Origin of the sequence: Shinella sp. SUS2 (genome assembly GCF_001262505.1) — a bacterium.
Classification (GTDB): domain Bacteria; phylum Pseudomonadota; class Alphaproteobacteria; order Rhizobiales; family Rhizobiaceae; genus Shinella.
Genome location: NZ_KQ410730.1, coordinates 189,248 through 208,507 on the forward strand (window position 1 = coordinate 189,248; position 19,260 = coordinate 208,507).

The following is a 19,260-nucleotide window of genomic DNA, read 5'->3' on the forward strand; positions in this document are numbered from 1 at the left end:
CCGCACTTTCATGCCAGGACCCTCACAGGTTTTCGCACGGCTGTGCAAAGAGCGCTCACGCGGGCGTCATGCACGTCGACACGATGGTGTGCCGGGTCCTGCGGCCGGAAGGTTCGACCGCCGGGAAGACGGAAGGCAAGTCGCATCAAATCCTGTATGAAGGCAAAATAATTGCACTCAACGAGGGATTCCATGGATATCGACCGGGCGCGCACCTTCCTCGAGATCGTCCATACCGGCAGCTTCCTGAAGGCTTCCGAGCGGCTGCACATCACCCAGACGACGGTGAGTGCGCGCATCCGCACGCTGGAGGAGGCGCTGGGGCGCAAGCTTTTCGTGCGCACGCGCAACGGAGCCGCATTGACCGCTGCCGGCCGCGAATTCGAGCGTTTCGCGCAATCCTTCGTCCAGGTCTGGGAGCGGGCACGCCAGCAGCTCACCGTGCCACCGGGTCGAACCTCGGTCGTGGCGGTGGGCGGCGAGATGAGCCTGTGGAACCCGCTGATGCTCGACTGGCTGGTCTGGATGAAGGGCAATTGCCCTGCCATCGCCATCCATGCCGCCGTCGGCATACCCGACCAGCTGCTCGAGCAGCTGCGCACCGGCGTGCTCGATGTCGCCGTGCTCTACGCGCCGAAGCTGATGCCGGGCTTCAAGGTCGAGCTGATGGAGGAGGAACGGCTCGTGCTGGTGCGCAGGGTTGCCAGCTCGGGAGAGAGCGGTCTGCCGGACTATGTGCATGTCGACTGGGGGCCGCAATTTGCCGGGCAGGGCGGCTTCGGGCCGGCGGGGTTTGCCGAACCGGCGCTGAAGGTGGATTTCGGTCCGCTCGCCCTCCACTATATTCTGCGCACGGGCGGCATGGGCTATTTCCGCAAGGGAACCGTCGCGCCCCATCTGGCAGCGGGCGACCTTGAGCGGGTGGAAGATGCCCCCGAATTCCCCTATCCGGCCTATGCCGTCTATCCGGAAACGGCCGAGGCCCGGCAGGATGTGCAGGAGGCCCTGCGCGGCCTGCGGCAGGTCTCTCCCTGACGTTACGGGAGACGGCGCTGCAACGCGATTTTCCGCCGCCCGCAACAGGCATGCGGTAACGGAATGTCACCCGGACAAGATTTTGTTGTTGCCGGCGGCAAGAGGAGAATTTCCTGCCTATGTTAACCGGCGAATCGCCGCCAATATCGGCAGCAAACGCTGACCGCAGGAGACAAAGATGCTGATCGCGAATCCCACCCGGCGCTCGTTCTTGCAGGCCGGGGCCGTCCTTCTCGCCTCGACGGCGCTGCCGGCCATCGCACGTGCCGAAAGTGCGCCTGCCGGCGGCCGGCTGGTGGTGGCGGCCGATTCCGAACCGAAGAACCTCAACCCCGCGATCGTCGCCTCCAACGGCGTGTTCTTCGTCGCCAGCAAGGTCGTCGAGCCGCTGGCGGAAGCCGCCTTTGCGGGTGAGGACGGGCTGTCGCCCCGCCTTGCGACGGGCTGGGAGGGGTCGGAAGACGGCCTTTCGGTCACCTTCCGCCTGCGCGAGGGTGTGACTTGGCACGACGGCAAACCCTTCACATCAGCCGATGTCGCCTTTTCGGCCCTGGAGGTCTGGAAACCGCTGCAGAATCTCGGCCGCATCGTCTTCGCCCATCTCGAGGCCGTCGAAACGCCGGACGCCGCCACTGCCATCTTCCGCTTTTCCAAGCCCACACCGCTGCAGCTCATCCGCAATGCCCTGCCGGTCGTCAGCAGCGTCATCCCGAAACATCTCTACGAGGGCACGGATATCGCGACAAATCCGGCGAACACCCGGCTCGTCGGCACCGGCCCCTTCCGCTTCGCCGAATACAAGCCGGGCGAATATTACCGCCTGACACGGAACGAGGCCTATTGGGACAAGGACCAGCCGAAGCTCGACGAGATCATCTTCCGCGTGCTGCCGGACCGCGCCGGAGCCGGTGCGGCGCTGGAGGCGGAGGAAATCCAGCTTGCCGCCTTCTCCGCCGTTCCGCTCGCCGATCTCGACCGCATTTCCAAGGTGCCGGGCCTTGCGGTCGTCACGAAGGGCTACGAGGCGCTGACCTACCAGCTCGTCGTGGAGATCAACCACCGCCGCAAGGAACTCGCCGACCTCAGGGTGCGCCAGGCGATCGCCCACGCCATCGACAAAAAGTTCGTCGTCGACACGATCTTTCTCGGCTATGCCGAAGCCTCGACCGGCCCGGTGCCGAAGAACGCGCCGCAATTTTACGAAGCCGACGTGCCAGCCTATGCCTTCGACATCGCGAAGGCCAATGCCCTGCTCGACGCGGCTGGCTATGCGAAGGGCGAAACCGGCACGCGCTTCACGCTGAAGCTGCGCCCGGCGCCCTATTTCAACGAGACGCGACAGTTCGGCGACTATCTCCGCCAGGCACTCGCCGAAATCGGCATCGATGCGGAGCTGGTGAACGCGGATTCGGCCGCCCACCAGAAAGCCATCTATACCGACCACGATTTCGACCTTGCCGTCGCCCCACCGGTCTTCCGCGGCGATCCGGCGATCTCCACGACCATTCTCGTGCAGTCGGGCATTCCGGCCGGCGTCGGCTTCTCCAACCAGGGCGGTTATGCCAACACCGAGCTCGACGCCGTCATCGCAAAGGCGGCGGAGACGATCGACACGACAGCCCGCACCGACCTCTACCGCCAGTTCCAGAAGCTGGTCGCCGCCGACCTGCCGCTGATCAACGTCGCCGAATGGGGCTTCATCACGGTGGCGCGCGACAGCGTGCTCAACGTCGCCAGCAATCCGCGCTGGGCGGTGTCGAACTGGGCCGATACCGCGCTCAAGGCGTGACGGGCGTTGCCGTGAACAGCTCTCACCTTCTCGGGATAAATGGCAATCGCATAGGATACCAGCCCCCCCCTCTGCCCTGCCGGGCATCTCCCGCACAAGGGCAGAGATCAGCAAGAAGCAAGAGCCTCGCTCAAACCGCAGCGTGGAAGATGGGCGAGACGGCGCTCCATTCGGTCTCCCTCCCTGTGGGGGAGATGCCCGGCAGGGCAGAGGGGAGTGGTTCCCGCACCACGCCCCCCACCCGGCGCACCCCATGACCCGTGCCCTCCGCCTCACCGCACGCCGCGCTCTCAGCAGCATTCCGGTGCTGATGATCGTCATCGTCATGACCTTTCTGCTGCTGGAGACCGCGGCGGGGGATGCGGTCGATGCCTACCTGCTTTCCATCGGCGGCGGGGATGCCGCGATTGCGCAGTCGCTGCGGCAGACCTATGGGCTCGACCAGTCCATGCCGGCCCGGCTGTGGCTCTATCTCTCCTCGCTCGCCCGGTTCGATCTCGGCTGGTCCGTCACCTTCGACCGGCCGGTTCTCGGGCTGATCGTCGAGCGCCTGCCGAACACGCTGCTTTTGATGGGAAGCGCCACCGCACTCGCCTTCGCCTTCGGCTCGACGCTCGGCATTCTCGCCGGCGCGCGGCCGGGCAACCTGCGCGACCGGCTGCTTTCCACCGTCTCGCTGGTCGTCTATGCCATACCGGGCTTCTGGCTCGGCCTAGTGCTCGCCATCGTCTTTGCCGTGCAGCTGCGCTGGCTGCCGACCTCGGGCATCGAGACGATCGCCTCCGGCCGCACGGGCCTTTCCCGCGCCGCCGACATCGCGGCCCATCTCGCCCTGCCCGTCGGCACGCTGGCGCTCCTCTACACCGCCCTGTTCCTGCGCGTCATGCGCGCCGGCATGGCCGGCATCTGGCGGCTGGATTTCGTGCTCTTCGCCCGGGCCAAGGGGCTTTCGCGCCTTCGCATCGTCCTGCGCCATGTGGCGCGCAATGCGCTCCTGCCGCTCGTCACCATGCTTGGCCTGCAGGCCGCCGCCATGCTCGGCGGCAGCGTCGTCATCGAGAGCATCTTCGCCATTCCCGGTTTCGGGCGCCTGGCGCAGGAGGCCGTAAGTGGGCGCGACGCGGCGCTGCTCTGCGGCATCATCGTCACGAGCGCCGTGCTGGTCATCCTCGTCAATCTCCTCGTCGACATCGTCTATGCCGCGCTCGATCCGCGTGTCGGCGCCGCGGAGCGCGGCGCATGATCCTCGTCCGCACCGTCCTGCGCCAGCCTGAAGCCGCGACCGGCCTTGTGCTCCTCGCCGTGCTTGCGCTTCTCGCGCTGCTGGCGCCCGTTCTCTTCCCCGGCGATCCGCTGAAGATCGCCGGCCGGGCGCTGACCGTGCCCTTCACCGATCCCGCCTTTCCGCTCGGCACCGACCGGCTCGGCCGCGACGTGCTGGCCGGCATCGTGCACGGCGCGCGCACCTCGCTCTTCGTCGGCCTTGCGGCGGCGCTCGCGGCGCTGGCAATCGGCCTTTCGGTGGGGCTTGCAGCGGGCTTTGCCGGGGGGATTGCAGACGAGGCGCTGATGCGCGTGGTCGATGCCTTCCAGATCGTGCCGAGCTTCCTTCTGGCGCTCGCCTTCGTCAGCGTTGTCGGGCCTTCAGTGCCGGTCGTGGTGCTGGCCATCGCGCTCGGCGCCTGGGCGGATCCTGCGCGGCTCACCCGTGCCGAGGTGCTGTCCGCGCGCGAGCGGGACTATGTCGCCGCCGCGCGTGTTGCCGGCATGCACCCGGTGGAGATCGCCCTGCGCGAGATCCTGCCCATTGTGCTGCCGCCGGTGCTGGCGCTCTCGGCCACCATCGTCGCCGCCGCCATCCTGACGGAGGCGGCGCTCTCCTTCCTCGGCCTCGGCGATCCGAATGTCGTCACCTGGGGCTCGATGATCGCCGAGGGGCGCAACGTCCTGCGCTCCGCGCCCTTCCTGTCGATCTTTCCCGGCCTCGCTTTGGTCGCGACGGTGATCGGCGTCTACCTGTTCAGCGAGGGGCTGACCAATGCGCTTGCGGGGGAGGGGAGAGCAAACGTCAATGAAGGAAAGAAGCGTCGAAGCCGCGGCAAATCCTCCTCTTTGCCCGGCAGGGCAGAGAGGGATGACAGCGCTGGCGACAATCCTCCTGCCGAACAGGGAGAGGAGGGCGTGCTCTGCCGGGTGAAAAACCTCTCCGTCACCTATCGCGGCCAGGAGACGCCGGCGCTGAGGGATCTCGACCTTCCGATCCGCGTCGGCGAGCGGCTGGCGATCATCGGCGAGAGCGGCTCGGGCAAGAGCACCTTTGCGCGGGCGCTGGCCGGGCTCCTGCCCGACGGGGCCGAGATGGAGGGCAGGGTGCACTGGACGGGAAGCGCCGCGCCGCGTGCCGGCCGCGATCTCGGTTACGTGCTGCAGGACCCCTCCGCCAGCCTCAACCCGGTGCTGACGATCGGCGAACAGGTGGCCGAAGGCGCCCGCCGGCATCTCGGCCTTTCCTGGCCCGAGGCGCGCGCCCGCGCGCTCGACATGCTGGAGCGGGTGCATCTTCCCGAGCCGAAAAAGCTGCTCGACGCCTATCCGCACCAGCTCTCGGGCGGCCAGCGCCAGCGCGTGGCGATCGCCGCCGCACTCGCCGCCCGCCCGGGGCTGCTCATTGCCGACGAGCCGACCAGCGCGCTCGACATGGTGGTGCAGGCGGAGATCGTCGCGCTGCTCGACGAACTGGTGCGCGCGGCGGGCATGACACTCGTCTTCATCACCCACGACATCGCGCTGGCCGCCGGCTTTGCCGATCGGGTGGCGATCTTCAAGGACGGGGGGCTCGTCGAAACCGGTCCCGCGGCCGCCGTACTTGCCGCCCCGCACGCGACCTATACGAAGCAGCTGGTCGCCAGCCACCGCGATCTCGCCTCCACGCCGCTGGTCGGGGAGATCGGCGCATGAGCCTCCTCGTCGCGGACAATCTCAGCAAGCGCTTTTCCTACGGCGGCCGAACCGTGGCGGCGATGAACGATGTCTCGCTCAGCCTTGCCGCAGGGGAAACCCTCGGCCTTGCCGGCGCCTCCGGCAGCGGCAAGTCCACGCTGGCGCGCATCCTCACCCGGCTCTTGCCGGCCGATGGCGGCAGCGTGCGCTTTGCCGGCGAGGACTGGCTCGGCCTGTCGGGCGCGGACCTGCGCCACCGCCGCGCCCGCATGCAGATGGTGTTCCAGGACGTCGCCGGCGCCTTCAATCCGCGCGCCACCGTGGCCGCCGCGCTCGACGATCCCCTGCGCATCCACGCCGTGGTGCCGAAGGCCGAGCGGCCGCGCGAGATCGCCGCCCTGCTCGAACGGGTCGGCGTGCCCGCCGCCTATGCCGGCCGCGCGGTCCGCGACCTCTCCGGCGGCCAGCGCCAGCGCGTCGCCATCGCCCGCGCCATCGCCACACGCCCGGCGTTGATCGTGCTTGACGAGGCGGTCTCGGCGCTCGACGTCTCGGTGCGCGAACGTATCCTGATGCTGCTCGCCACGTTGCAGGAAGAACGCGGCATCGCTTATCTCTTCGTCTCGCACGACCTGGCCGTGCTGCGCGCGCTCTCCCATCGCATCGCCGTGATGGAGGCCGGACGCATCGTCGAATGCGGGCCGGCGGGCCGCGTCATCGCCGACCCGCAATCGCCCGCCGCCCGCGCCCTCATCCGCGCCGTGCCGCGCCTCCTCCCCCCGGAAAGCAAGGAAAGCCCCGATGGCCGCTGACCGCTGGAACGCCCTCAACGATGTGCCCGATTTCCCGGCCGGCCGCCTCGGACCGCTCGCCGACCGGATCGCCCGCATCCTGAAGACCCGCAACGACATCCTGCTCTTCCAGACGGAGGCCGTCGTGGCGCTGGAGGCGGTGGCGAGCAGCATCGCGCGGCCGGGGCTGACGGCGCTCAACATCGTCACCAGCCCCTTCGGCGCCTGGTTCGGTGACTGGCTGCGGCGCGGCGGGGCGGAGGTCGTCACGCTTTCGGCCGAAGCCGCCCGACCCATCGACGTCGAGAGCGTGAAGGCGGCCTTCCACACCCATCCCGAAGTGAAGGCCGTCATCCTCTGCCATGCCGAATCGGCGAACGGCGTACTCAACCCGCTGGCGGAGATCGCCGCCACCGCCCGCGCACGCGGCATCGTGACGATCGTCGACGCCGTCGCCTCGGTGGCCGGGCATGCGCTCGATGTCGACGCGCTTGGCATCGATATTGCCGTGATCGGCCCGCAGAAATCGCTGGCCGGGCCGGCCGGGGTCTGCGCACTGTCAGTGAGCCGGGCTGCCTGGGCGCTGATTTCCGCGGAGGGCGGAGTACGGAACTCGACGCTCTCCCTGCTCGATCGCGGGGACTGGCTCGACAGCGGGCGCGGTGCACTGCCCGGTACGGCGGCACCGCTGGAGTTCTTCGCCCTCGAGGCCGCGCTCGACCGCTTCGAGGCCGAAGGGGCCGACGCCGTGCTCGCCCGCCATGCCCGGGCGGCAGCCGCGACGCGTGACGGCCTCCTGGCATTCGGCGCCCGTCCCTGGGCGGACCCGGGCCGGGCGTCCCATCTCGTCACCACCGCGGCGCTGCCAGAGACTGTTGATCCCGACCTGTTCCTTGCCGCCGCCGCGCCGCTCGACATGGAGCTTTCCGCCGGCATCGGCCCGGGCGCCGGGCGGCTGGTACGGCTCAACCATACCGGCCGCCGTGCGCGCTTCGATATCGTGCTCGGCAATGTACTCGCCTATGGCATCGCCCTTCAGAAATGCGGCGCTCCGGCGGATCTCGCGGCCGCCGCCGCGGCGGTCGCCGCCCATTACGGCGCGGACTGAAGCCGGTCGAGGAAATCGAGCACTGTGCGATTGAAGAGGTCCGGCCGCTGCAACGGGGCGAAATGGCTGACGCTGGGCAGCACCCTAAGCGTGGCACCGGGAATGGTGCGGGCCAGATAGGCGGCGTGTTCCTGCCGGATGAATTCGTCCCTTTCGCCGATGACGATGGCGACCGGCACCCGGATGGCGGCGAGCTGCGCGGCGCTGTAGTCCGGCTCGCTCTGCATCATGCGCGAGACATCAGCTACGAAGCCGTCGAAATCATCGGGCGTCGCCGACAGGGCCGCATAGTCGAGACGGTGGCGATTAAAGCAACGGTCCAGCACCGGCGCCGATTCCAGATCGCGCGTGCCGCCCGGGTCCATGTTGCAGGCGAAGAAGAACACGCCCTCGACCCGTTCGGGATGCCGGTCGGCAAGGATGAGCGCTGTTACGGCGCCGTCGCTCCAGCCGACGAGGCCCGCCGTTTGAAGACCGAGATGATCCATGACCGCAAGCACGTCCTCTGCCATGCGGACATAGCCGAACGGCCTGGCCTCGCGCGTGCTGCGGCCATGCCCGCGACTGTCGACGACGAGTACCGTGCGGCCCGCCGCCATCAGCGCAGGTACCTGATGGCCCCAGTTGCCGGCATGGCCGAGCCCGCCATGCAGCAGGACCACCGCCGGGCCGGCGCCATGCATGCTGAACCAGATTCGCGCGCCGTCGCGCGCGACAAAACCCTGCCGGCCACCTGCCGGAAGCGGCGACGCGCCCTCCGCCTCGAAAATTTTCAGATCGTCGTCGTTCACCTGCATGGGCTTCTCCCTGGCTTTTCTGGAAGACGGCCGAGCCTGGCGCCTCCCGACAAGCCTGCGTAAAAATCGGGCAGACCGTGCCGTCGCAAGAAGCAACGCAGCATTTGCATAGCTGCATTGCACAATAAATGTTTCCCATTTGGTCAAAAAAGCCGCATAGTGCCCTCAGTTGATGCACACAGCGGTTTTCCTCCCAGTGCCGCTGCATCAGCTGTTCCCCTCTGGAGGTTTTATGACCTTCACACTTCATGGGCCGCGGTTTCCGCTGGCCCATTTTTTTTGCCCGCAGCGCAGCTTGATTTTCCCGGCCATTCGGAGGCATCTGCCGAAGACCCTGACGCTGACACGGTGGGATATGAAACCGGGCGCACTGAACGTACTGGTCATCGACGAGAACCGCATTCGCGCCGCCATCATCGAGGAGGGGCTGCGCGATGCCGGCTATGCCGTCACCGTGGTCGAGGAGATGCAGGGCCTCGCCCGCCGCATCGCCGACCTCAACCCCGACGTCATCGTCATCGACCTGGAAAACCCCAATCGCGACATGCTGGAGAGCATTTTCCAGCTCACCCGCGCCGTGCAGCGGCCCATCGCCATGTTCGTCGATAAGTCCGACGAGGCCTCCATCGAGGCGGCGGTGGAGGCGGGCGTCTCGGCCTATATCGTCGACGGGCTGAAGCAGAAGCGCGTGCGGCCGATCCTCAAGATGGCGATCAGCCGCTTTAACGCCTTCTCCCGCCTCAACCGCGAACTGGAGGAGACGCGCAGCGAACTGGAGAACCGCAAGGTGATCGACCGCGCCAAGGGGCTCCTGATGCGCTCGCGCGGGCTTTCCGAGGAGGCGGCCTATGCGCTGCTGCGCCGCACGGCGATGAACCAGAACCGCAAGATCGCCGAGATCGCGCAAAGCCTCGTCACGGCGGCGAGCCTGCTCGATCCGGGAGCGCCCGATCCTGGAGCAAAGGAGTGACGATGCGCCACGCCATCACCGCCGGCTTCGTGCCGCTGCTCGACAGTGCGCTGCTCATCACCGCCCGGGAAAAGGGTTTTGCCGAAGCGCAGTCGATCGACCTGACGCTGGTGCGCGAGCGCTCCTGGGCGAGCATCCGCGACCGCCTCGCCGTCCGCCAGTTCGACGTCGCCCATATTCTCGGCCCCATGCCGATCGCCTGCAATCTGGGCCTCTCCGCCCCGGCGCCGAAAATGATCGTGCCGATGGCGCTCGGCCTCGGCGGCAACGCCGTCACCGTTTCCGCCGCGCTCTGGCAGGCGATGGCCGGGGCCGGCGCGACGGACGATCTCGACGCGCACCGGAACGGCGCGGCGCTCCGGAAAGTGATCGACGGGCGCGGGGGCGAGCCGCTGCGCTTCGGCGTCGTGCATCCCTATTCCGGGCACAATTACGAACTGCGCTACTGGCTGGCGGCGAGCGGCGTCGATCCGGACCGCGACATCGAAATCCTCGTCCTGCCGCCGCCGGACATGGGTGATGCGCTCGCCGAGGGCCTGATCGACGGCTATTGCGCCGGCGAACCGTGGAACACGTTTGGGGTTTTGAAACGCGGCGCGCATCTCGCCACCGTCAAGGCGGCGATCTGGAAATCCAGCCCGGAAAAGGTGCTCGGCGTCAACGCGCGCTGGGGCGAGGCGAACCCGGAGGCGCTGGCCGCGCTGCTCGTCGCGCTGCACCACGCCTCGCTCTGGTGCGGTGATGCGCGCAACCACGCGGAACTCGCCCGGCTGCTGGCGCTGCCCACCTATGTCGGGCGCGCGGCGGACCTGCTGCTGCCGGCGCTCAGCGGTGCAATGCCGGTCGGTGGCGGCGTGGTGCGCCCGGTCGGCGATTTCTTCGTGCCGCACGCCAAGGCCGCGACCTTCCCGTGGAAGAGCCATGCGCTGTGGTTCTACACCCAGATGGTCCGCTGGCGGCAGGTGGCGCATACGGAGGCGAACCGTGAGATCGCCGCCGAGACCTATCGCCCGGATGTCTACCGCACCGCGCTGAAGGCGCTCGGCATCGCCATGCCCTCGGCAAGCGCCAAGGTCGAGGGCGCGCTTACCACGGAGACGCCCGTCGGCTCCTCCGGCGCGCTGACGCTCGGCCCGGACGGCTTCTTCGATGGTGGCCGCTTCGATCCCGACGCGGTCGATGTCTATATCGCAGCGCAATCGCGCTAGCGCCTATTTTATGCGCACTGCACAAAATTTAACGCCGCTCGTGCCGACGGCACATGCGCGCCGTCACGCTGCTGCCGCGGAGATGCTTGTAAATCAACGGCTTGCCGAACTGGCACGCCGATTGCTTTTCTCTCCGTAGGCCCTCGGGCCACGATATCGGCGTCCAACGACGGGCGCCACCAGCAAAGCCGCTGATCGGGTTTTTTGCGCACACGGCCTCCCTCCGTGCCGCGCGGGAAAGACCTGACCAGCGGCTTTTTGTTTTTCAACCCCCAAGATGGAGCGGCACGACCTTGTCGGGCCCCGGAGAAGCTATGTCCAAGCCCCAGCAACCCCTGTCCCCACGCGAACCCGCCATCGCCTTGTGGATGTCCACCTTCGCCTTCACCATCTGTTTCGCCGTCTGGACGATCTTTGCCATCATCGGCATTCGCATCAAGGAAGACCTCGGGCTCACGGAAGCAGAGTTCGGCCTGCTCGTCGGCACGCCCATCCTCACCGGCTCGCTGGTGCGTATCCTGCTCGGCGTCTGGACGCCCCGCTTCGGCGGCCGCCTCGTCTATACGCTGACCATGCTGGCCGCGGCATTTTCCACGCTGCTGCTCTCGCATGCCACCACCTTCCCGCAGATGCTGCTTGCCGGCCTCGGCGTCGGCCTTGCCGGCGGGTCCTTTGCGGTCGGTGTCGCCTATGTTTCGCCGTTCTTTCCGGCGGAAAAGCAGGGCACGGTGCTCGGCATCTTCGGTGCCGGCAATGTCGGCGCGGCGCTGACCAAATTCGTCGCGCCCTTCGTGCTCGTCGCCGCCGGCTGGCAGATGGTGGCGGAAATCTGGGCGGCGGCGCTGATCCTCACCGCCTGCCTGTTCTGGTTCACCACCAGCGACGATCCGGCCTTCCGCAGCCGCCGCGCCGGCACGGCGCCGAAGCGCAGCCTCATGCAGGAATTCGCCCCCCTGAAGAAGGCGCAGGTCTGGCGCTTCTCGCTCTATTATTTCTTCGCCTTCGGCGGCTTCGTGGCGCTGGCGCTCTGGCTGCCGCGCTACCTCGTCGGCGTCTACGGCTTCGATATCGCCACCGCCGGCATGGTCGCCGCCGCCTATTCCATCCCCGGCAGCATTTTTCGCGCGCTCGGCGGCATGCTGTCCGATCGCAAGGGCGCCCGCGCCGTCATGTACTGGATGTTCGGCGTTTCCGCGGTCGCGACGCTTATCCTCGCGCTGCCGTCCGGCGTCACGCCCGCGGTCTTCATCGTCACCGTCTTCGTGCTCGGCTTCGTCATGAGCCTCGGCAAGGCTGCGGTCTACAAGCACATCCCGGCCTATTACCCCAACAATGTCGGCGCGGTCGGCGGGGTGGTCGGCATGGTCGGCGGGCTCGGCGGCTTCGTGCTGCCCATCGCCTTCGGCCTGCTGAAGGACGCGACCGGCCTGTGGTCGAGCTGTTTCCTGCTGCTCTTCGCCGTCGTCGCCGTCTCGCTTGTCTGGATGCACCTCTCCATCCGCCAGATGGAGCGCCCCTCCGTCTCCCCCGTTGCCGCGTAAGGAAATCCCATGACCGAGAAACTCGTCATCGTCGGCAACGGCATGGCCCCCGGGCGCATGCTGGAGCACCTCCTCGAAAAGGCCCCCGGCCGCTATGAGGTCACCATCTTCAACGCCGAGCCGCGGGTGAACTACGATCGCATCATGCTCTCGCCGGTGCTTTCGGGCGAGAAGGACTACGAAGAGATCATCATCCACGGCGACGGCTGGTACATCAAACACGGCATCACGCTCTACAAGGGCCACCGCATCATCGCCATCGACCGCGCCGCAAAAACCGTCACCTCCGATCACGGCGTCACCGAACGCTACGACAAGCTCGTCATCGCCACCGGCTCCGTGCCCTTCATCCTGCCGGTGCCGGGTCACGACATGCGCGGCGTCATCACCTATCGCGACCTCGACGATGTGCAGGCCATGCTGCTCGCCGCCCAGTCGCGCGAAAAGGCCGTGGTCATCGGCGGCGGCCTGCTCGGCCTCGAAGCCGCCGCGGGCCTTGCCGGCCGCGGCATGGATGTGACGGTGCTCCACGTCATGCCCACGCTGATGGACCGCCAGCTCGACCCCGCCGCCGGCTATCTCCTGCAAAGGGAGCTGGAAGGGCGCGGCATCAAGATCCTCTGCAAGGCGAACACCAGGGCCATCGTCGGCAACGGCAAGGTCGAGGGCATCGAACTGGACGACGGCCGCATCATTCCCGCAACGCTCGTCGTCATGGCCGTCGGCATCCGCCCCAGCGTCGGCCTCGCCAAGGAGGCCGGCCTTGCCGTCAACCGCGGCATCGTCGTCGATCACGGCATGCAGACCTCCGACGGCAGCATTTTCGCGCTCGGCGAATGCGCGGAGGTGGGCGGCATGGTCTATGGCCTCGTCGCCCCGCTCTACGAGATGGCCCGTGTCGCCGCCGCGCATCTGGCCGGCGAGCACGCGGCCGCCTTCGTACATTCCGATACGCCGACCAAATTGAAGGTGACAGGCATCGAGCTTTTCTCGCTCGGCGATTTCGCCGACGGCGACGACCGGGAGGAAATCGTGCTGCGCGACGCCTCGGCCGGCGTCTACAAGCGGCTGGTGCTGAAGGACAACCGCATCATCGGCACGGTGCTTTATGGCGAGACCGCCGACGGCGCCTGGTTCAACGACCTCAAGAAGAAGCAGACCGACATTTCCGAGATGCGCGAGACGCTGATCTTCGGCCAGGCTTACCAGGGGGGTGCTCCGCTGGACCCTATGGCGGCCGTTGCAGCCTTGCCGGATGATGCGGAAATCTGCGGCTGCAACGGCGTCTGCAAGGGCAAAATCGTCTCGACCATCACCGAAAAGGGCCTGACCGCGCTCGACGAGGTGCGCGCCCACACCAAGGCGTCAGCCTCCTGCGGTTCCTGCACCGGCCTCGTCGAGCAGTTGATGACGCTGACGCTCGGCGACAGCTACAACCCCGCCGCCGTTCAGCCGATGTGCGGCTGCACCGATCTCGGCCATGACGACGTGCGCCGCCTGATCAAGGCGAAGGGGCTGAAGACCATTCCCGCCGTGCTGCAGGAACTGGAATGGAAGACCTCCTGCGGCTGCGCCAAATGCCGCCCGGCGCTCAACTATTACCTCGTCTGCGATTTTCCGGACGAATATGCCGACGACTACCAGTCGCGCTTCATCAACGAGCGCGTGCACGCCAACATCCAGAAGGACGGCACCTATTCGGTCGTGCCGCGCATGTGGGGCGGCGTCACCAATGCCGGCGAGTTGCGCGCCATCGCCGATGTCGTCGACAAGTTCGAGATCCCCCTGGTGAAGGTGACGGGCGGCCAGCGCATCGACCTGCTCGGCATCGAGAAGGAGGACCTGCCCGCGGTCTGGGCCGATCTCGGCAAGGCCGGCTTCATCTCCGGCCAGGCCTATGCCAAGGGCCTGCGCACCGTCAAAACCTGCGTCGGTTCCGACTGGTGCCGCTTCGGCACGCAGGATTCCACCGGGCTCGGCATCCGCATCGAAAAGTTCATGTGGGGCTCCTGGACGCCGGCCAAGCTGAAGCTCGCCGTGTCCGGCTGTCCGCGCAACTGCGCCGAGGCGACCTGCAAGGATATCGGCGTCATCTGCGTCGACAGCGGCTTCGAGATCCATTTCGCCGGGGCGGCGGGCCTCGACATCAAGGGCACGGAGGTTCTGGGCCTCGTGAAGACCGAGGACGAGGCGCTGGAGCATATCGTGGCGCTGACGCAGATGTACCGCGAGCAGGCGCGTTATCTGGAACGCATCTACAAATGGGCCAAGCGCATCGGCCTCGACGAGATCCGCCGCCAGATCCTCGGCGATGCCGACAAGCGCAAGGCTTTTTACGAGCGCTTCGTCTTCTCGCAGAAATTCGCCCAGGTCGATCCGTGGTCGGAGCGGGTCTCCGGCAAGGACAAACACGAGTTCAGGCCGATGGCGACCATCGGCTACGGCGAGGCCGCGGAATGAGGAATATGGACATGCGCTGGTTTCCCATCGGCAACATCGCCGACATCCCCCTGCGCGGCGCGCGCTGCGTGAAGACGCCCGAAGGCAAGATCGCCGTGTTCCGCACGGCGGAAAACGAGGTTTTCGCCATCGACGACCACTGCCCGCACAAGGGCGGCCCGCTCTCGCAGGGCATCGTGCATGCGAAAGCCGTCACCTGCCCGCTGCACAACTGGGTGATCTCGCTGGAGACCGGCAGGGCACTCGGCGCGGACGAGGGGGCCGTCAGGACCATTCCGCTGCGCAACGAGGGTGGGGCGCTGTTCATCGCGCTCGAACGGCTGATGGCGGCGGCGGAGTAGGCGATGACAGGAGCCAGTCTCGCCCCTCATCCGGCTGCCGCCACCTTCTCCCCGTCGAGACGGGGAGAAGGCTGCTGGAGCACCGGCATTGCCACACCCTTCTTCTCCCCGCTTGCGGGGAGAAGGTCCCGGCAGGGGGATGAGGGGCGTGCGTCGCTCCCGGTAGGAGCCGCCCATGCCCGTTGAAACAAAGACCACCTGCCCCTATTGCGGCGTCGGCTGCGGGGTCATTGCAACGGTGGCCGACGACGGCGCCGTCTCCGTCAAGGGCGATCCCGACCATCCCGCGAACCACGGCCGGCTCTGCTCGAAAGGTTCGGCGCTCGCCGAAACGATCAACCTCGACGGCCGCCTCCTCCATCCCGAAATCGGCGGCCGGCCATCGACATGGGATGAAGCACTCGACCGCGTCGCCGAGAAATTCACCGCGGCCATCGCCGAGCACGGCCCCGATTCCGTCGCCTTCTACGTCTCCGGCCAGTTGCTGACGGAAGACTACTACGTCGCCAACAAGCTGATGAAGGGTTTTATCGGCTCGGCCAATATCGACACCAATTCGCGGCTCTGCATGTCCTCCTCCGTCGCCGGCCATCGCCGCGCTTTCGGCTCGGATACCGTGCCGGGAACCTACGAGGATCTGGAACTGGCCGACCTCGTCATCCTGACGGGCTCGAACCTTGCCTGGTGCCATCCGGTGCTCTACCAGCGGCTGGCGGCGGCAAAGGCGAAGCGGCCGGGCCTCAAGGTGGTGGTCATCGATCCGCGCCGCACCATGACGGCCGATATCGCCGACCTGCATCTTGCCATCCGGCCGGATACGGATGTGGCGCTCTTCGCCGGCCTGTTCTCCCATCTCGTGCAGAACGGCGCGGTGGACCAGAATTTCGTCGCGGCGCATACGACAGGCTTTGCCGAAACCTTCGCCGCGGCCCTTTCCTTCAACGACGTGCTGGAGAGAACCGGCCTGCCGGCCATGCAGCTTCGCGAATTCTACCGGCTGTTCACGGCGACCGAAAAGGTGGTGACCTGCTACAGCCAGGGCGTCAACCAGTCCTCGTCGGGCACCGACAAGGTCAACGCCATCCTCAATTGCCACCTCGCCACCGGCCGGATCGGCCGGCCGGGCATGGGACCGTTTTCGCTGACCGGCCAGCCGAACGCCATGGGCGGACGCGAAGTCGGCGGGCTCGCCAACATGCTCGCCGCCCATATGGCGATCGAGAGCGCCTGTCATCGCGACCGGGTGCGGCGCTTCTGGCAGGCGCCCCGCATCGCCGACAAGCCGGGGCTGAAGGCGGTCGATCTCTTCAAGGCGGTGGCGGCGGGGCGCATCAAGGCGCTGTGGATCATGGCGACGAACCCCGTCGTCTCGATGCCGGACGCCGACGCCGTTGCGGCGGCGCTAAAAACCTGTCCCTTCGTCGTCGTCTCCGACATCCTGCGCGAGACGGACACGGCGCGCCACGCCCATGTGCTGCTGCCCTCGCTCGGCTGGGGCGAGAAGACCGGCACGGTCACCAATTCCGAACGCCGCATCTCCCGCCAGCGCGATTTCATGGCCGCGCCCGGCGCGGCGCGGGCGGACTGGTGGCAACTCGCCGAAATCGCCCGGCGCATGGGCTTTGCGAAAGCTTTCGCTTACGAAACGCCGGCCGCGATCTTCGCCGAGCATGCCGCGCTCTCCGCCTTCGAGAACCACGGCAGCCGTGATTTCGACATCGGCGCCCATGCCGGCATCGAGGGGGCGGCCTATGAGGCGCTTGTCCCCTTCCAATGGCCGCAGCCCCTCGGAAGCGGGCCAGCGGAAACCCGCTTCTTTGCCGCTGGCGGCTTCTATCACCCGGACGGCAAGGCCCGCTTCATCGCGGTCGCACCCGTCGCCGCGGACCGCACGGACGCCGCCTATCCCTTCACGCTCAACACCGGCCGCATCCGCGACCAGTGGCACACCATGACGCGCACCGGCAAAAGCGCCCGCCTCTGCGCCCATATCGCCGAGCCCTTTGCCGAACTCCATCCGCGCGATGCGCTGGAGATCGGCGTCGTGCCGGCCGGCCTCGTCGAGATCGAAAGCCCGTTGGGCAGGGCGGTGGTGCGCGCCCTCGTCACCGATCGCCAGGCGCGCGGCAGCCTTTTTGCGCCGATGCACTGGAACGACCAGTATGCGGCGAAAGCCCGTATCGACGCCCTCGTACCGCCGGTGACGGATAAAGTTTCAGGCCAGCCGGCCTCTAAAAACGTCGCCGTCGCCGCCCGCCCGTTCAAGGCGGCGCTGTATGGCTTTGCCGTGTCGCGGGCGAAACCCGAAGGGATCGATGCCGCCTATTGGGCGCTGGCCAGGGCCGAGGGCGGCTGGCGGCTGGAGCTTGCCTTCGACAACCCCGTACACGACTGGGCCGAATGGTGTCACCGCAGCTTTGCCATAACAGACGGCATCGAGCCGATCGGTTACGCCGACCGGCAGACCGGCGAAATCCGGCTCGCCTTCTTCGACGGGCCACGCCTGCTGGCCGCCTTCTTCCTGGCAAAGGAGCCGGTGGCGGTGGCGCGCAACTGGGCGATCGCAGAACTCTCCGCCGAACACACGAACCTGCGCAAGCGCTTCGCCCTCGTCGCGGGACGGCCGGGGGCGGACAAGCCGGATCCCGGCGCCACCGTCTGCGCCTGTTTCGGCGTCGGCGTCAACCAGATCGTGGCTGCAGTGCGCGGAGGGTGCCACAGCGTCGAGGCAGTCGGCACGGCGCTGAATGCCGGCACGAACTGCGGCTCCTGCCGCGGCGAAATCCGCGGCATCATCGACAGATGCCTTGCCGCGGCGGCGGAGTAGCGCTGGAAGGCTTAGCAGCGGCAAGGCGGCAGCTTGTGAAATGCAAGCGTCGCCACGCTCACCTTCTCCCCGCGGGGGAGAAGGGAAGGCGGCATCGTCCTGCCCCATGTGCCCCGTCAGAACCCCGCCGCCGTCTGCAACTGAAGGTTCTCCTTCAGCAGGACCTCGATGCGGATGCGCTCCTGCGAGGCCAAGAGTTCGCGGTGATCGGCGCGGGCGCGCATGATGCGCAGTGCGCTGCGCACGGCATGGCCGGGGTCCTGGGCGATCACGGCGTCGATGCGCTCGTCGAGCAGCGCCTGTTCGCTGAACGGCGTGTGTTCGTGCGCGACGACGGTGAGGGGGCGGGCGCCTTGCGCGTTCCAGACGGCAGTCAGCGGCACGCGGGCTTCCGAACTCAGCACGTAGACGGCGATGGTATCGGGATTGTGCTGCAGGGTGCGCTGGATGATGAGGTCGGCGCGTTTTTCGTCGGCATAGGTTTCCAGCGACGGCAGGCTTTGCAGGTGCGGAAACTGCGCGTTGATGATGCTGTCGAAGCCGAGGCGGCGCTGGATGCTGTCGAGCGCCATCATGGTTTCGGCAACGACCATGATCTTTCCCGGCCGCGCGCCGATGAAGCGGCCGGCGATCTTGCCCGCCGTGGCGCCCGCCGCAAAATTGTCGATGCCGACATAATCGGCGCTTTCCAGCCGCTCCTGACCGGAGAGGAACTGCACGACCTTGACGTCGCGCTCGACGAGCCGCACCAGCGCGTCGCGCACCTGCGGCGATTCCGGCGCCATCACCGCCACGCCGTCCACCGCATCGTGGTCGATAGCCGTCAGATATTTGGCGACATGGTGCGGGTCGCTCATCGGGATCCGCACGGCCTCGACCTCGATCGAATCGGCGCGCAGCGCCTCCTTGGCCTCGCCGACGCGGGCGATGAGTTCCGTCAGGTACTGGTCGCCGGAGGTCGGCAGCACGAAGCGGAAGCGATAGGTCTTGTTGCGCGCCAGCGCGACGGCCGCGGGATTGCGGACGAAACCGATGCGCTCGATCGCCTCGGCCACCCGCTTTGCCGCCTTGGGACTGACATTCGGGCGCTCGTTGAGGACGCGGTCGACGGTCGCGAGGCTGACGCCTGCGGCTTCTGCCAGGTCTTTTGCGGTTGGCCGCATTCTCCGCTCTCTTTCATGATGCCGGCGCGATGCCGGGCACGACGGCGTAATCCCTGATGCGATTTCTCTAACAAAGCCAAGCGAAAAGCAAGAATTGAAGTGCGCACCTCAAAAATCACTTGCATTGAGGTGCGCACCTCAATATGACTCCTGACGCGGCTTGCAGGAGGAAAATGCGTGCCGCAGAGGCGGCGCGGAGGAGACAGGCCCGCCGGGAAGTCATTCCGCGTCATGTGCCCGCAACGGGCGTTTTCAGCCTTCCGATGGCTCGGGAGGCGAGGGAGGAGGGT

14 protein-coding genes and 1 pseudogene are annotated in these 19,260 nt (G+C 67.2%); 13 read left to right on the top strand and 2 right to left on the bottom strand.

All coding sequences use genetic code 11. The features are described 5' to 3' along the window. Positions 1-192 precede the first annotated feature (192 nt). From AKG11_RS14445 to AKG11_RS14470, 7 genes and pseudogenes are all read left to right on the top strand, one after another. Positions 193-1,035: a LysR family transcriptional regulator gene (locus tag AKG11_RS14445; RefSeq protein ID WP_050744345.1), complete on the top strand. Its 843-nt coding sequence runs from the start codon at positions 193-195 to the stop codon at positions 1,033-1,035. Between the two features lie 178 nt (positions 1,036-1,213). Continuing rightward, positions 1,214-2,824 carry an ABC transporter substrate-binding protein gene (locus tag AKG11_RS14450; protein WP_050744346.1) on the top strand — a complete coding sequence of 537 codons (1,611 nt, stop codon included), beginning with the start codon at positions 1,214-1,216 and terminating at the stop codon, positions 2,822-2,824. A gap of 253 nt (positions 2,825-3,077) precedes the next feature. Then, entirely contained in the window at positions 3,078-4,067 is a 990-nt protein-coding gene (locus AKG11_RS14455; RefSeq protein WP_050744347.1) for an ABC transporter permease, read from the top strand. After that, positions 4,064-4,882: pseudogene (locus tag AKG11_RS14460) on the top strand (ABC transporter permease); the annotation flags it as partial. The gene AKG11_RS14455 and the pseudogene AKG11_RS14460, both read left to right, overlap by 4 nt. Positions 4,883-5,017: 135 nt before the next feature. Beyond that, positions 5,018-5,782: an ATP-binding cassette domain-containing protein gene (locus AKG11_RS33720; protein WP_245293363.1), complete on the top strand. Its 765-nt coding sequence runs from the start codon at positions 5,018-5,020 to the stop codon at positions 5,780-5,782. Then, positions 5,779-6,576 carry an ABC transporter ATP-binding protein gene (locus tag AKG11_RS14465; protein WP_050744348.1) on the top strand — a complete coding sequence of 266 codons (798 nt, stop codon included), beginning with the start codon at positions 5,779-5,781 and terminating at the stop codon, positions 6,574-6,576. The genes AKG11_RS33720 and AKG11_RS14465 overlap by 4 nt, the downstream gene beginning before the upstream one ends. Continuing rightward, positions 6,566-7,663 carry a pyridoxal-phosphate-dependent aminotransferase family protein gene (locus AKG11_RS14470; RefSeq protein ID WP_050744349.1) on the top strand — a complete coding sequence of 366 codons (1,098 nt, stop codon included), beginning with the start codon at positions 6,566-6,568 and terminating at the stop codon, positions 7,661-7,663. The genes AKG11_RS14465 and AKG11_RS14470 overlap by 11 nt, the downstream gene beginning before the upstream one ends. On the opposite strand, the gene AKG11_RS14475 is transcribed toward AKG11_RS14470, so the two are convergent. Then, the gene (locus AKG11_RS14475) at positions 7,648-8,460 is read right to left on the bottom strand and encodes an alpha/beta fold hydrolase (protein WP_050744350.1); all 813 of its coding nucleotides are present in this window, start codon (positions 8,458-8,460) and stop codon (positions 7,648-7,650) included. The two genes, AKG11_RS14470 and AKG11_RS14475, sit on opposite strands and share 16 nt — an antisense overlap. Positions 8,461-8,815: 355 nt before the next feature. Here AKG11_RS14475 and AKG11_RS14480 point away from each other — a divergent pair, with 355 nt between their 5' ends. The 6 genes from AKG11_RS14480 (at position 8,816) to AKG11_RS14505 (ending at position 17,807) form a co-directional block, all read left to right on the top strand. Continuing rightward, positions 8,816-9,430 carry an ANTAR domain-containing response regulator gene (locus tag AKG11_RS14480; RefSeq protein ID WP_050744426.1) on the top strand — a complete coding sequence of 205 codons (615 nt, stop codon included), beginning with the start codon at positions 8,816-8,818 and terminating at the stop codon, positions 9,428-9,430. Beyond that, positions 9,427-10,638, top strand: coding sequence for an ABC transporter substrate-binding protein (locus tag AKG11_RS14485; protein WP_050744351.1), 1,212 nt, complete (start codon positions 9,427-9,429; stop codon positions 10,636-10,638). Before AKG11_RS14480 ends, AKG11_RS14485 begins: the two co-directional genes overlap by 4 nt. A 314-nt stretch (positions 10,639-10,952) precedes the next feature. Continuing rightward, entirely contained in the window at positions 10,953-12,179 is a 1,227-nt protein-coding gene (locus tag AKG11_RS14490; protein ID WP_050744352.1) for an MFS transporter, read from the top strand. Between the two features lie 9 nt (positions 12,180-12,188). Next, positions 12,189-14,639, top strand: a complete 2,451-nt coding sequence (nirB, locus tag AKG11_RS14495) for a nitrite reductase large subunit NirB (protein ID WP_050744353.1) — start codon at positions 12,189-12,191, stop codon at positions 14,637-14,639. Positions 14,640-14,644: 5 nt separating this feature from the next. Then, the gene (nirD, locus tag AKG11_RS14500) at positions 14,645-14,980 is read left to right on the top strand and encodes a nitrite reductase small subunit NirD (RefSeq protein WP_245290158.1); all 336 of its coding nucleotides are present in this window, start codon (positions 14,645-14,647) and stop codon (positions 14,978-14,980) included. A 175-nt stretch (positions 14,981-15,155) separates the two neighbouring features. Continuing rightward, on the top strand, positions 15,156-17,807 hold the full coding sequence (locus AKG11_RS14505; RefSeq protein ID WP_050744354.1) for a nitrate reductase: 2,652 nt from the start codon (positions 15,156-15,158) through the stop codon (positions 17,805-17,807). A 116-nt stretch (positions 17,808-17,923) separates the two neighbouring features. On the opposite strand, the gene AKG11_RS14510 is transcribed toward AKG11_RS14505, so the two are convergent. Next, the gene (locus tag AKG11_RS14510) at positions 17,924-18,970 is read right to left on the bottom strand and encodes a LacI family DNA-binding transcriptional regulator (protein ID WP_050744355.1); all 1,047 of its coding nucleotides are present in this window, start codon (positions 18,968-18,970) and stop codon (positions 17,924-17,926) included. Positions 18,971-19,260: the final 290 nt, after the last annotated feature.

Coding starts and splice junctions, on each gene's coding strand:
- AKG11_RS14445 (WP_050744345.1), top strand. CDS start 193: ATGGATATCGACCGGGCGCGCACCTTCCTCGAGATCGTCCATACCGGC.
- AKG11_RS14450 (WP_050744346.1), top strand. CDS start 1,214: ATGCTGATCGCGAATCCCACCCGGCGCTCGTTCTTGCAGGCCGGGGCC.
- AKG11_RS14455 (WP_050744347.1), top strand. CDS start 3,078: ATGACCCGTGCCCTCCGCCTCACCGCACGCCGCGCTCTCAGCAGCATT.
- AKG11_RS14465 (WP_050744348.1), top strand. CDS start 5,779: ATGAGCCTCCTCGTCGCGGACAATCTCAGCAAGCGCTTTTCCTACGGC.
- AKG11_RS14470 (WP_050744349.1), top strand. CDS start 6,566: ATGGCCGCTGACCGCTGGAACGCCCTCAACGATGTGCCCGATTTCCCG.
- AKG11_RS14475 (WP_050744350.1), bottom strand. CDS start 8,460: ATGCAGGTGAACGACGACGATCTGAAAATTTTCGAGGCGGAGGGCGCG.
- AKG11_RS14480 (WP_050744426.1), top strand. CDS start 8,816: ATGAAACCGGGCGCACTGAACGTACTGGTCATCGACGAGAACCGCATT.
- AKG11_RS14490 (WP_050744352.1), top strand. CDS start 10,953: ATGTCCAAGCCCCAGCAACCCCTGTCCCCACGCGAACCCGCCATCGCC.
- nirB (WP_050744353.1), top strand. CDS start 12,189: ATGACCGAGAAACTCGTCATCGTCGGCAACGGCATGGCCCCCGGGCGC.
- nirD (WP_245290158.1), top strand. CDS start 14,645: ATGGACATGCGCTGGTTTCCCATCGGCAACATCGCCGACATCCCCCTG.
- AKG11_RS14505 (WP_050744354.1), top strand. CDS start 15,156: ATGCCCGTTGAAACAAAGACCACCTGCCCCTATTGCGGCGTCGGCTGC.
- AKG11_RS14510 (WP_050744355.1), bottom strand. CDS start 18,970: ATGCGGCCAACCGCAAAAGACCTGGCAGAAGCCGCAGGCGTCAGCCTC.